The following is a 12,749-nucleotide window of genomic DNA, read 5'->3' as shown; positions in this document are numbered from 1 at the left end:
TGTGAAACCTGTAACTCCAGACTACGCCGGACTCATCCGGTTTCTTGTTCAACCTTTTCTAGAAACGCCCGATGCTCTACGAATCGACTGTGAAGTCTTAGCCAACGGTTCGAGAATTTGGGTGCGTTTAGCGTTTGAAGGAACCGATAAAGGGCGCGTGTTTGGGCGCGGTGGGCGAAATGTTCAGGCAATTCGGAGCGCTATCGAGGGGGTTGCCAAAGCTGCGGGACAGACGGTGAATTTAGATATTCACGGGAGCGGTCAGCAGCGAGAGAATGGCGACTCAGAACGTCCGCCCCGTCCCCAAGGTCGCCCCTCGCCGCGAGGAGATGCACCCCGACGACCGACCAGAAATTAATCGATTAAGGCATCTCATCTGTAGATGCCTTTTTTGCTGGGACAATTGTGAATGTCCTAGACTAGAAGCAGAATCCTTATTTGGTACTGCATGGAAACATTTACGCTGCCCCTGCCAAGTCCTGAAAGCGCGATCGCACTCTCTGGCGATCGAGAAGACAATCTGAAAATTCTTGCCCGTCAGACTGGAGCTACGGTTGTGCTGCGCGGGCAGGAGTTGATGATTACGGGAACGCCGAATCAGATTGAGCTAGTCAAGGGGTTAGTCGGTTCGCTAGAGTCTTCTTGGAGCAAGGGACAAGCGATTTCAAGCGTCGATATTCTCACGGCGCGTCATGCCTTGGATACGCATCAAGAAGGCGAACTTCAGACGATTCAGCAGGACGTGTTGGGGAAGACGCGGCGCGGTGAAGCCATTCGGGCGAAGACGTTTAAGCAACGGCAGTATATTCAAGCGGTACGATCGCGCGATTTAACCTTCTGTATCGGGCCTGCGGGAACTGGAAAAACCTATCTCGCTGCGGTTTTGGCAATTCAAGCGCTGTTATCGAATCAGTATGAGCGCTTGATTTTGACTCGTCCAGCGGTGGAAGCCGGAGAAAGACTAGGGTTCCTGCCCGGAGATTTGCAGCAGAAGATCGATCCTTATCTGCGTCCCCTGTACGATGCGCTGTATGAGTTTGTTGAGCCAGAAAAAATTAGCGGCTTGATGGAGCGTGGGATTATTGAAGTGGCACCGATCGCGTACATGCGAGGACGCACTTTGAATAATGCGTTTATTATTGTGGACGAAGCACAAAATACAACGCCAGCGCAAATGAAGATGTTACTGACTCGGCTTGGGTTTAAATCCAAAATGGTTGTCACTGGAGATTTGACGCAAACAGATTTGCCAATGCATCAGGAATCAGGATTGGCAATGGCGAATCGGATTCTGCAATCGATCGACACGATCGCATTCTGTACGCTCTCCAAAGCTGATGTAGTCAGACATCCACTGGTGCAGCGAATTGTGGAAGCTTATGAGCAGTACGAGAAGTAATATGGACACGCTCAATGTAATTCTCAAAGTGATGGGCGTATCGTTGCTGGTGTCGATCGCAATTAAGTATCTAGCTCCTTTTGCAGCGATCGAACCCACCTTATTTAATGTATTGTTTGCTGTGTTATCTCCTGCATTGATTTTAGCAACCGTACTTTTATTCAAGTTCTCACGCAATCATGGTTAACCATCGGTTTCCAACGGGCTTTGAATGGGGTGCTGCAACTTCGGCATATCAGATCGAAGGAGCGGTTAAGCGAGACGGACGAAAACCAAGCGTATGGGATACTTTTAGCGCCAAGCGGGGCAATACCTTTCGAGGGCAAACAGGCGCAATCGCTTGCGAACATTACGATCGCTACGAAGAAGACATTAAATTGATGGCAGAGTTGGGCATCAAGAACTATCGCTTCAGCATTTCTTGGTGTCGGATTGTCCCGGATGGACGCGGTGCAGTCAATGAAGCTGGAGTCGATTTCTACCGTCGATTAGTCGATTGCCTGTTGGATCACGGGATTACCCCTTGGGCAACGCTGTTTCATTGGGATAGCCCCCAAGCGTTGGAAGACCGATACGGATCTTGGCGCAGTCGCGAAATGGCGCAGGATTTTGCAGAGTATGTCGGTGCGATCGTAGCTCGATTGAGCGATCGGATCACGAACTGGATGACACTGAATGAAATTACTTGCTTTACGCACTTAGCCTACGCGGTGAACAAGAAGCCGGAAATGGCTCCAGGAACGCGGGTAAAGTCGCTGAAAGAAGTCTGGCAAACCTCGTATCATGCGTTGTTAGCACATGGATTAGCGTGCCAGGCAATTCGAGCAAATTCAGCGAGATCGTCGATCGGCTTAGTCGATAACTTTGGAGTCACTGTGCCCATCATCGAAGCACCGGAACACATCGAAGCTGCAAAAAAAGCCTTTCCCTATCACTTTCGCAATGGTGGAATGATTTATCCCGCATTAACAGGTGAATACCATCCAGGCTTTCTAAAACAGTTAAGCAATGATGCTCCAGACATTCAATCCGGTGATTTAGAAATCATTCATCAACCTTTAGATTTTCTTGGTCTAAATATTTACACCGGCGCTTACATTCGTGCTGCGGACAATTCACAAGGCTGTGAATGGATCAATTTTCCCAAAGGCTATCCGCTATTACATATGCCTTGGTTACATCTTGTTCCAGAGTGTTTGTATTGGGGGATTCGGCACGTTAGCGAAACCTTAAATCGTCCGGATCTCAAACTTTTCATTACCGAGAACGGCTGTGCTGCTCAAGATGAATTAACCAATTCTGGTGAAGTGTTTGACACCGATCGCATTCTCTATCTGCGTCAGCATCTTCAAGGCGTTCATCGAGCTGCGAGCGAAGGTTATCCGATCAGCGGTTATTTTGTCTGGAGCTTACTGGATAACTTTGAGTGGGCATGGGGATACGATCGGCGATTTGGCATTACCTATATCGATTACAAAACCCAGCGACGGATACCGAAATCAAGCTATCACTGGTACGCTGAGTGTATCCGCCAAAACCGCATAGTTTAGCGCCTGTATGAAGAGATTTCCCTGGTTGTCTGCATCTCTGCTATTTGCGGCATATGCCACATTCGGAAAATTAATCATCTCCACTGCCCACCTTTGGACATCGCTTGCTTCTGCTGCGAGCATCGGTGTAATTCTGGCTCTGATCTTGATGCACCCGATTACTAGCTCGGAAAAAATGCTGACCAAGTGGTTTAAGTCAGACACGGTTGCTTTTGCTTCACTGTTGGCAATCGCAGCGTTTGCATCGATCCTGCTCAACTGGTTTAAGATTTTTGTACCGATCATTATGGTGCTGAGTGCAGAATCCCTGGTGCGATTGGACTTGCAAACGGCTGAATATACTCATCACCAAGCTCTAATCATTCTCGTGGTTGTCGCGTGGTTGGGACTCGGACTCGGTTGGGTGTTCGCAACGTTTGCTTAGCGAGCATAAAACAGTCGAGCATCCATCCTGCCGCGATCGCGCAAATTTCGCACCATTCGTTCTGCTTCCCCCTCATCCGAGAAAGGACCCACTGCGAGATGCAATCCAAGCGGGCGATTGCGAATCCTGACCGCAGACTGAGAGATGCCTAGACGAATGGCTCGATTGCGATGCTCCTGCACCTCGAATTGATTGCCGGGGACGACCGCATAATAGCCCCGTTGCGGGTTTCCGGGCTGAGAAAGTCCCCCTGTAATTCGGGCATAAATTCCCTGAGTAGATAAACGTGAAACCTGCTGCCGAGCATTCACCTCATTGTTAAATATCCCTGCTTGAATCACTCTGCGTCCACTGGCATTTTGAAGAAAAGCATCCGGCTGAATCACCCGCACCCGCTGCAAGACAAATGGACTATCGCTATCCACGAAAACGCGATATCGACCGCTCACAGGCGCAACGGGATTGACGGGACTCACGCCTGGAGCCGTGTAAATCCGTTCATCGGGAGCAACATTGATGGGGGCTTGCGGTGGGAAGTCTGGGCTAGTTGAAGGAAGCGGCGCACTAGGAGTGGTAGGAATGGGGGGGACATTCGGCGGCGGGGGGAGTCTCTGCGCTTGAGCAAAACTAGATTCAACTGATAGGCTCACGACGGCAACGCTAAGCTGTACAGCAGTTCTAATCCCGATTTGTTTCAATTGAACTCGCATAGATGCCCAAGCGACAAGATAAAATTTCGGTCAGTGTAGCACGCAGCGTCTTGATCAATTCACTTTTTATCTCTGTTTAAAGATTGCTTGTGTTGAGGGTGCAGCGGAGCCGTTAGAATGTTACTTAACTTTACATTTGTAGATTGAGGCTTGCATTTTGCGTTCTGCCTATCTTCTCGTTACGCATGGAAGTCGAGATATTCGTCCCCAAGTGGCGATCGATCAACTGCGCGATCGCTTAGAGCAACGGTTATCTGTTCCGGTAGGAGCGGCTGTTTTAGAATGCGCCCCAACTGCGCTGCATGAGCAAATCGAGGAATTTAGTCGCCAGCATGAAAGCGTTTCGCAGATTCAGATTGTGCCGCTGTTTCTGCTGCCGGGGGTTCATGTAATGGAAGATATTCCCACACAAATTGCGATCGCTCAGTCTCGGATTGATACCAAACTTCAAATTCTGCCGCATCTAGGAACTCATTCTGGAATGGCAGAGGTTCTTGCTTCAAGATTGGCTGAGTTTCCCGCTGATGCTCGAATTCTGATGTCTCATGGCAGTCGTCGATCGGGTGGGAATGCGCCCATTGAAGAAATTGCAAATGCGATCGGTGCGGTTTCTGCTTACTGGTCAGTTGAGCCGAAATTAGAAACACGCTTGCTTGAGCTAACCCAGCAAGGATGTCAGAGAATTGCGATCTTGCCATATTTTCTCTTCTCAGGCGGGATTACAGATGCGATCGAGCGAGCAATTCAGGCTTTTTCCGAAGAACATCCTGACCTCACGCTGCAATGGTTGGCTCCATTTGATTTCTGTGAAGATTTGCTGTGGTTGATTACAGATTTTATTACGGTGCAATCTCCAGCCGAATTCAATTGCGCGATCGACAAATCAGTCCCTATTCTGAGATGAAACGTGACGAAATTTACAAATTTTCCAAACGTCATGTATCGAAAGTAGCAAATTTAAGCGGCTAGACTGATTACTGTGAGGTACTCATTCTTCACTCGTTTTCTTAATCTTCCTAACGATGACTACAACAAACACAGATTGCATCGGTAAAGTCTATCTCGTCGGTGCGGGGCCAGGTGATCCGGGGTTGCTGACTCTAAAAGGAAAGGCTTTACTAGAATGCGCTGATGTGGTCGTTTATGATGCCTTGGTGAGTGAGCCAATTTTGGCAATGATTAATCCGATCGCCGAACGCATTGACGCAGGAAAACGACGCGGACGGCACTCGATGGCGCAAGAGGAGATTACGCAGTTATTAATCGAAAAAGCTCAAGAAGCGGCGATCGTCGTTCGGTTGAAGGGAGGCGATCCGTTTATCTTTGGGCGCGGTGGCGAAGAGATGACGGATCTCATTGCCGCAGGAGTTTCTGTGGAAATGGTTCCCGGAATTACCTCTGGGATTGCGGCTCCAGCTTATGCAGGCATTCCGCTGACGCATCGATCGTATAGTTCATCGGTGACATTTGTCACCGGACACGAAGAAGCTGGAAAGTATCGCCCTGCCGTAAATTGGGGCGCGATCGCGCAGGGGTCAGAAACGATCGTCATCTATATGGGTGTTCACAATTTGCCGCACATCATTGAACAATTGCATCAAGCGGGGATGAGTTTAGCAACACCGATCGCAATGGTGCGTTGGGGAACTCGTCCAGAGCAAGAAGAATTGATCGGAACGCTGGAAACGATCTGCGCTCAGATGGAGTCTGCAAATTTTGGTGCGCCTGCGATCGCGGTGATCGGGAATGTTGTCAATCTGCATGAAATTCTGTCGCAGTGTCGCCCACAATTTCTAGATGTGAAATTCTAGCTGTGAAAAGTAATCCTGCGTAATTGAGGGGATTTATAAGCTTTTTGTCACAAGGTTGAAGAATCCCATCAAAAGAGATCGCAATCGAAACAACTGCTAGAACTTGCTAAAACAGGAGTAGAACGAGTGATCGAGACCGACGAAGAAAGCGCGATCACCTGGATTAATCAGCAGATTGAAGTATTAGAGATCAACTTGACCTAGCTGGAGGCGCAATGAAGGCACTAAAAGTCATGGCAAAGATCGATGATCAAGGACAATTATCCTTAGATCAACCACTTCTACAAGAAAAGAACAGCCGTGTAGAAGTAATTGTTCTCATTCCAGAAGAGACAGACATAGAGGATAAATCTAAAGCAGAACTGTTAGCTGATTTTCGGCAAGCTTGGCATGAAGCAATGACCGGACAAACAATTCCAGTCAGCCAGCTTTGGGAAGGGCTTGAGGATGACTGAGCAACCCTTAATTCAAGTTCAACTTCATCTACACTCAAACGAAATCTGCGGGACTTAACCAAGAAATATCGAAGCGTTCAGAAAGATATTCAGCCCATCATCGAAAAACTTCAGCAAGGAGAGCAACCAGGAGATCAAATACCGGGAGTGGGCTATCCAGTCTTCAAACTCAGAGTCCGGAACAGTGATACTCAGAAAGGGAAAAGTGGTGGCTATCGCTTAATTTATTACCTCAGAACAGTAACGGGCATTATTTTGCTGACCATTTACACAAAATCTGAGCAAGTCGATATTGCCGCAGACGACATTCGGAGCATTATTTCAGAGTATGAGAAGCAATCGATCAAAGGCAAGGAAAATGATTAGATAGGAGCTAGGACTTGCTAAAACGGGAGGAGAACGAGCGAGCGCAGAAGGTGAAACAACAGAACAGGTTAGTCGCGAGAGTATTTTTCAGATTCTGGAACCACAACCGTGAAAGCTGGAGCCTCGATTGAGAGCGTAAGATAGATTATGACTGTCTAGGCGAGTGAGACAAAATTGATTCAGTTTTATGTTGAAGAAAGCGGTGAGCGCATCGACCGATATCTCGCGGATCAGCTTCCCGATCTGTCACGATCGCGCATTCAAAAATTAATCGAACTCGGTCACGTTCAAGTCAACGGCGCACTTTGCAAATCAAAAAAAGCAGAAGTCGAAGACGGTGATTTGATTCAGATTGAACTACCCGACGCACAACCCCTTGAACTAAAACCAGAACCAATTCCGTTAGACATTTTGTATGAAGATGATTCATTGATCATTGTAAATAAAGCTGCGGGAATGGTCGTGCATCCATCCGCCGGACATGAATCAGGAACATTAGTAAACGCCTTGTTAGCACACTGCGAAACGCTACCAGGAATCAATGGGGTACAGCGTCCTGGAATTGTGCATCGATTAGATAAAGACACCACAGGCGCGATCGTTGTCGCGAAAACCGAGCAAGCCTTTCATCACCTGCAAGAACAATTCCGTACTAAAACGGCTCGACGAGACTATTACGCCATCGTCTACGGTGCGCCAAAACAAGAGAGCGGAACCGTTGATCAACCAATTGGGCGGCATCCCGTCGATCGACAAAAACAAGCGATCGTTCCCGAAGAAAAAGGCGGAAGACGCGCAATCACCCATTGGCAAATCAAAGAGCGCTTAGGAAACTATACGCTGCTGCAATTCGAGCTAGAAACCGGAAGAACACATCAAATTCGAGTGCATAGTGCTTTTATCGGGCATCCAGTTGTGGGCGATCCGGTTTATAGCTCTGGTCGATCGATTGGGGTCAATCTTCCCGGACAAGCCCTTCATGCTTGGCGGCTGCGATTAATTCATCCTGTAACTGAGAAGTGGGTCGAAGCGATCGCGCCTGTTCCCGCTTATTTTACAACTTTGTTAGAGGTACTGAGGAAACGGGCGTTGCTAAATAGGAGTATGAATTAGGCGGGAACCAGCACATCCCAAAATTTCAGGTACCTCAAGCGTGTGTTCTCGCCCTCGACAGAATTCACTACAAGGGGTTTGATCTAACTCCGTTTAGGTGCGGCATCAAAGGCACGAGCGATCGCATTCCAAGCTGGCTTCCGACCTAAATTCTCATCGTATGGTAATGGACGGATCGCTAAACCATCCTTACGGGGGTTAGTCTCAGCCAGCCAAGTGTAGCGATCGCTAAGTCCCCAAGTCATCACGGCAACCACAGCAGGTTCATCAAGTACCACTGACAAGTATTCTTCATAAGTACGCGCAACGCTACGATCGCGCAGTTCCCTATCTGGGGGAAGATTCTGATCTTTTACGTCCATCTCTGTAATCAGAATTTTTAGACCCAGGCTGGCCACATCACTGAGAAACCGCCTCAACTTGTTGGCGTTAAATCGCGTTTCCGCAGCATCTAAGTGTGCCTGAATGCCGAGGGCATGGACTGGAATCTTACGCGACTTGAGATCCCGCAGCAGAGCCAGTACCGCCGATCGCGTCCGCTCATCTTCGGGCTTCTCATATTCGAGTGCCGTGTCGTTATAAACTAGCATCGCTTTCGGATCGGCTGCTGCTGCTGCTCGAAATGCAATATCAATGTAGTCCTTGTCGAGCATCGTCAACCACGGAGAAGTTTGAAGCCCATCTGACCGCCAACTTGGAATACCCGCGATCGCTTCGTTCACGACATCCCAAGAGTGCATCCGTCCCGCATACCGTTTCATAACCGTCGTGATGTGTCGGGTAAGGACTTGCTCAGCATTCCGGCTAGTTACACCTTCTAGCCAGTCTGGATTGAAATGTTTCCAAGCTAGGTTATGTCCCCGAAACAGTATGTTGTTCTGCTGAGCATACTCTGCCATCCAATCTGCTTGTGTAAAGTCATAGCGATCTGATGCAGGGCGCAAGGCTCCCCACTTTAGTTCGTTCTCAGGGACTAAAATGCCGCAAGTCTCAGCAAAGAGCTTAGCGAACTGCGGATCTTGTTTCAATGAAGAATAGCTTGCGGCTGAACCATAAATCAGTCCTTTTGCAGCTGCCCGTTGCTTGAGCTGCATCTCTCCGGCCATAGAAAAAGTTTGTTTCGGATTGTCCGATGCGCGAACGGGTTGTCGCTCAATTCCAGAGCATCCTGCTGCTGCAACTGCTCCTAAACCCAGTTGTAGAGTGCGCCGTCTTGAAAGGGTCATACACGCTCTCCTAAGAATCGCTTGGCAATAAGGAATCAATTCTGATGCAATATCGCTATCACTTCTTCATGCCTAACCGTCTTTTCAAGGCTTCAGCTAAAACCCGCGAGAAAAACAGTGGATTCCCCAAAATATATCGCTGCCAAAGCTGTCCTGGTTTTGTCACCAGTCGCGTTAACCACTCAAATCCCATGTCTGTTAACCAGCGCGGACCGCGATAGACTGTGCCGGTGTAGAAATCAAGGCAGGCTCCGAGGGGCAGAAACACACGGGTATCGACGCGATCGTAGTTATCAACAATCCAGCGCTCCTGTAGCGGCATCCCAAACCCAATGTACAAAACATCGGGCTGAAAGCGATTAATCTGCTCGATCACCGCATCGTTTTCCGCACCGACTTTGCTGAAGTAGCCATGATGTCCCTCAATTTTAAGATTCGGTGCGACCGTCTTGAGCTTGGCGATCGCCTGATCGGTCACGCCTGGCTTGCCTGCCAGCAAAAATAGCGACACGCCTTGCCGCTCACAAGCTTGGGCAAGCGACTCAATGTAATCTGGGCAAGTCATGCGATGACACGAACAAAGATCATAGCCATTGAGCTTTGCGCCGAGGATGACTCCAAAACCATCGCAAAACACCAAATTTGCCTGGTTGATGAAGCGACGGTACCAAGGCAGCGAACATGCAAAGTTCATGCCGCGCACGTTGGTATGGGCAACGACTGTTTTCTGATTCCACTGAGCAGCTTCAACAATATACTCAATTAGCTCATTAACCGTAAGCTTGTGAAATTTTGTGTTTAAGAGGCGGACTTCCCCGAAGCGCTGGTAGGGTGACACTGTAGAATTCATAAGATTTGTGAGTTGCTGAGTTGCGAGTAATCGGATGCTGGATTCGCAAAACTGCGATCTCTACGCGCAGGACTGCGCTGTAGACATTGAAAGATTTGGCCAGCGAACTGCTCCGCTGTATTGCGATCGGCGAACTGCTTTTGCTGTGCCGGATCACATAACTCGCTAGGAATTTCCAGCAGATAGCGAGTCATTCCCTTGGCAATTTCATCTGGCTGCGTTGAATCAACCGTGAGGCCTAGCTGATAGCGTCGAGTCAGCTCTCCCACTAAGCCGAAATCTGAGGCAAGCACGGGCTTTTGTGCCGCTGCCGCTCGGACGACGATCGCGCTCATACCAACATGTCGTTGGTAAGGCACTAAGACGACATCAGAAATTTGAAAATAGGGATGAATGGCTTCATCTGGCACAAATCGATGCTCGGTGATGATCTGAATCGGCTTGGTTGTAGATAATTCAGCAATTCGCGCTTCAAGCTGTTGGGGTTCTTCCATTGGCCCCACTAACAACAGGGTCATTCGCTGACACAAGGCGGGGGGTAATAGCGCGATCGCGTCAAGCACTTGACTTAACCCTTTGCGGCTGCTTAGCGCTCCGAACAGCAAAAATACTGTTCGATTCGGTTGAATGCCTAGGCGCGTTTTTAGTTGCTCATACTCACTCTCAGCATAGGTATATCGCTGAACTGGATCAGGCAGATACACAGCCTTAGTGGTGCCATAGACCTGATTGATATACTCCACCGCAAACGGATCGAGGCAGAATAGGGTTTGCAGATTCGGGTAAAGTAAAAACCGAGCTAGGCAGACGCGATCGCGCCACTGCCAAGCACTCTCTTTACCTTCAGGAACGTAGTTTGGAAACGTCCCATAATGCAGAATCGGTCGAAAGTAGATCGCACTCACCGGACAAGGCAAGGTCACCTTCAGCGCCAAGCGCAGTAAAACTGTATCCAAATACATCACAAAGATATGCGTCGTCCCTAGCGAGAGTGCATACTGACGTAACAAGCGCCACTCCTGAAATGCTCGAACAATCCGACCGCGAAAGGAATGTGCTAAATCAAAGCTGTTGAATAGCGCCGCTTCTTCAGCCTCGGTAATCGATATAAATCGGACTGTTGAGGAGGATTCAGCCAGCTTGACAATGTTGTGATGCTGCTGGATAAACTTTGGCGAAACTAGCACGTCTAGCTGTCCAGGCAGATTGTGCTGACACCAGTACCTGACGAGATGCTGAATATAGCCAGGGTGATGTCCGCGAGTATCGAGTTCAAACAGCAGGAACCGCTCCTGATCCCCGTTTCGCCCTCGATTTGCAATGGGGTACATTGCCTGTGTTTCTAACATAACCAAGCGCCTCAAGTTCCGTAGCGTTTTAATTTGATCAACGAAGCCTAGCAAGAAGCATGAGTCACTGCAATGCAAATTCAACGCATCGCTCAAACTCGAAAAAGGGTTAAATAGATGTTTCGGGGCGACGCAGCGATCGCGAGGTCTGTCCTGAGCAAATCTTTTGTCATAAATTCCCCGTCAACTGACACGCTGACTAAGACTAAATCAATGCAACCCTAAATGTAGTTAGACAAGCTTTCGTGTGTGATATTCAGATCCAGCCTGTAGCGACTCTGCCGCTTTCTAGCAATGAAATTCTGGAAGCTGGAGCATCCAATTGTTTATCATTACGATTTTTCGGTGTAAGGCTACACCAGTGCTGCTAAGCGATCAGACTCTGCGGCAACCATCTCCTCGAAGATGCTCGGCAAGCTGCGCGTGATTGTCCAGTTGGGAAAATGCGACTTCATTTTCCGCAGGTCAGAGATGTAGCAAATGTGATCGCCAATACGATTTTGATCCACATAGACCCAGTTCACTTTCCGGCCGCTGATCGACTCCACCCAGTCAAAGGCTTCGAGGATCGAAACGCTATTGTCGCGTCCGCCGCCCAAGTTATAAACCTCGCCCGGTTTCGGATCATTGCGAAAAGCTTCAAAGGCTTGGATAACATCGTAACTGTGAATATTATCGCGGACTTGCTTACCTTTATAGCCAAAGACTTTGTAGGTGCCGCCCGTCAGTGCAACTTTCACCAAATACGACAGAAATCCATGCAGTTCAACTCCTGAGTGCGACGGACCCGTTAAGCAGCCGCCCCGGAACACGCCAACCTTCATGCCAAAATACTGTCCGTATTCCTGTGCTACCACGTCGGCTGCCGTCTTCGATGCACCAAACAGGGAGTGCAGGGTACGATCGATGCGGCAGGTTTCAGCCACACCGTGATAATCCTCTGCGTTGGCGTAGTCGTAACGCTTTTCAAGCTCTGCGCGGGGAATCTCATTGGGGGAATCGCCATACACTTTGTTAGTACTCATGTGAATGAACACCGCTTCTGGGGAGAACTGGCGAGTGGCTTCGAGCAGATTGACCGTTCCAAGCGCATTCACTTCAAAGTCCAAGAGGGGGATCTGGCAAGCTTTATCGTGTGAGGGCTGAGCCGCACAGTGAATAATCAAGTCAAATGTATGTTCTTGGAACAATTCAAATAAGCGATCGCGATCGCGAATGTCGATGCTGTAATGTTGAAACTGAGCAGTATTACCTTGCAGTCGCTTGAGGTTCCAGAGGGTGTCACCCTGAGCGCCGAAGAACTTGGCTCTCATGTTGTTGTCTACGCCGATGACCTGATGACCAGCGCGATCGTAATATTCCACTGCTTCCGAACCAATCAAGCCACTAGAGCCAGTAACCAGTACTTTCATGTAATCAATTCTCGTTTTGCTGATAACGTTGCTAGATGGACGCAATCTAGATGATTTTCTCAGCCTGAATCAAGCAAATATCCG

15 protein-coding genes are annotated in these 12,749 nt (G+C 48.8%); 10 read left to right on the top strand and 5 right to left on the bottom strand.

What is annotated here, in order from left to right; translation table 11 throughout:
- Window position 1: 1 nt before the first annotated feature.
- The 5 genes from H6F51_07810 (at window position 2) to H6F51_07790 (ending at window position 3,373) form a co-directional block, all read left to right on the top strand.
- Window positions 2-358 (top strand): KH domain-containing protein, encoded by a 357-nt coding sequence (locus H6F51_07810; GenBank protein MBD1822401.1) that lies wholly within the window; start codon window positions 2-4, stop codon window positions 356-358.
- Window positions 359-448: 90 nt separating this feature from the next.
- Window positions 449-1,399 (top strand): PhoH family protein, encoded by a 951-nt coding sequence (locus H6F51_07805; protein MBD1822400.1) that lies wholly within the window; start codon window positions 449-451, stop codon window positions 1,397-1,399.
- A complete protein-coding gene (locus H6F51_07800; protein ID MBD1822399.1) occupies window positions 1,380-1,586 on the top strand; it encodes a hypothetical protein in 207 nt (68 codons plus the stop codon). The genes H6F51_07805 and H6F51_07800 overlap by 20 nt, the downstream gene beginning before the upstream one ends.
- Complete coding sequence (locus H6F51_07795; GenBank protein MBD1822398.1) at window positions 1,579-2,949, top strand: beta-glucosidase; 1,371 nt, start codon at window positions 1,579-1,581, stop codon at window positions 2,947-2,949. The genes H6F51_07800 and H6F51_07795 overlap by 8 nt, the downstream gene beginning before the upstream one ends.
- Before the next feature lie 7 nt (window positions 2,950-2,956).
- Entirely contained in the window at window positions 2,957-3,373 is a 417-nt protein-coding gene (locus tag H6F51_07790; GenBank protein ID MBD1822397.1) for a hypothetical protein, read from the top strand.
- Here the strand turns inward: H6F51_07790 and H6F51_07785 are convergent.
- Window positions 3,370-4,083 (bottom strand): hypothetical protein, encoded by a 714-nt coding sequence (locus tag H6F51_07785; protein MBD1822396.1) that lies wholly within the window; start codon window positions 4,081-4,083, stop codon window positions 3,370-3,372. The two genes, H6F51_07790 and H6F51_07785, sit on opposite strands and share 4 nt — an antisense overlap.
- A 157-nt stretch (window positions 4,084-4,240) precedes the next feature.
- Here H6F51_07785 and H6F51_07780 point away from each other — a divergent pair, with 157 nt between their 5' ends.
- The 5 genes from H6F51_07780 (at window position 4,241) to H6F51_07760 (ending at window position 7,828) form a co-directional block, all read left to right on the top strand.
- Window positions 4,241-4,987, top strand: a complete 747-nt coding sequence (locus tag H6F51_07780) for a sirohydrochlorin chelatase (GenBank protein MBD1822395.1) — start codon at window positions 4,241-4,243, stop codon at window positions 4,985-4,987.
- A gap of 118 nt (window positions 4,988-5,105) precedes the next feature.
- On the top strand, window positions 5,106-5,894 hold the full coding sequence (gene cobA, locus H6F51_07775; protein MBD1822394.1) for a uroporphyrinogen-III C-methyltransferase: 789 nt from the start codon (window positions 5,106-5,108) through the stop codon (window positions 5,892-5,894).
- A 215-nt stretch (window positions 5,895-6,109) separates the two neighbouring features.
- Entirely contained in the window at window positions 6,110-6,349 is a 240-nt protein-coding gene (locus H6F51_07770; GenBank protein MBD1822393.1) for a hypothetical protein, read from the top strand.
- Window positions 6,350-6,394: 45 nt separating this feature from the next.
- Entirely contained in the window at window positions 6,395-6,715 is a 321-nt protein-coding gene (locus H6F51_07765) for a type II toxin-antitoxin system RelE/ParE family toxin (GenBank protein ID MBD1822392.1), read from the top strand.
- Window positions 6,716-6,889: 174 nt separating this feature from the next.
- Window positions 6,890-7,828: an RluA family pseudouridine synthase gene (locus H6F51_07760; GenBank protein ID MBD1822391.1), complete on the top strand. Its 939-nt coding sequence runs from the start codon at window positions 6,890-6,892 to the stop codon at window positions 7,826-7,828.
- 83 nt (window positions 7,829-7,911) lie between these two features.
- Here H6F51_07760 and H6F51_07755 read toward each other — a convergent pair whose 3' ends face one another.
- The 4 genes from H6F51_07755 to H6F51_07740 all read right to left on the bottom strand — a co-directional run bounded on the left by H6F51_07755 (window position 7,912) and on the right by H6F51_07740 (window position 12,665).
- On the bottom strand, window positions 7,912-9,054 hold the full coding sequence (locus H6F51_07755; protein ID MBD1822390.1) for an endo-1,4-beta-xylanase: 1,143 nt from the start codon (window positions 9,052-9,054) through the stop codon (window positions 7,912-7,914).
- Window positions 9,055-9,112: 58 nt separating this feature from the next.
- Window positions 9,113-9,904: a WecB/TagA/CpsF family glycosyltransferase gene (locus tag H6F51_07750; protein ID MBD1822389.1), complete on the bottom strand. Its 792-nt coding sequence runs from the start codon at window positions 9,902-9,904 to the stop codon at window positions 9,113-9,115.
- Window positions 9,901-11,235 (bottom strand): glycosyltransferase, encoded by a 1,335-nt coding sequence (locus tag H6F51_07745; protein MBD1822388.1) that lies wholly within the window; start codon window positions 11,233-11,235, stop codon window positions 9,901-9,903. Before H6F51_07745 ends, H6F51_07750 begins: the two co-directional genes overlap by 4 nt.
- 371 nt (window positions 11,236-11,606) lie before the next feature.
- Window positions 11,607-12,665, bottom strand: a complete 1,059-nt coding sequence (locus tag H6F51_07740; GenBank protein ID MBD1822387.1) for an NAD-dependent epimerase/dehydratase family protein — start codon at window positions 12,663-12,665, stop codon at window positions 11,607-11,609.
- Window positions 12,666-12,749 lie beyond the last annotated feature (84 nt).

It is taken from the genome of Cyanobacteria bacterium FACHB-DQ100, from assembly GCA_014695195.1.
GTDB lineage: Bacteria > Cyanobacteriota > Cyanobacteriia > Leptolyngbyales > Leptolyngbyaceae > Leptolyngbya.
The sequence above is the reverse complement of the archived record's forward strand: the minus strand, read 5'-3'. Positions and strand labels throughout refer to the sequence as shown.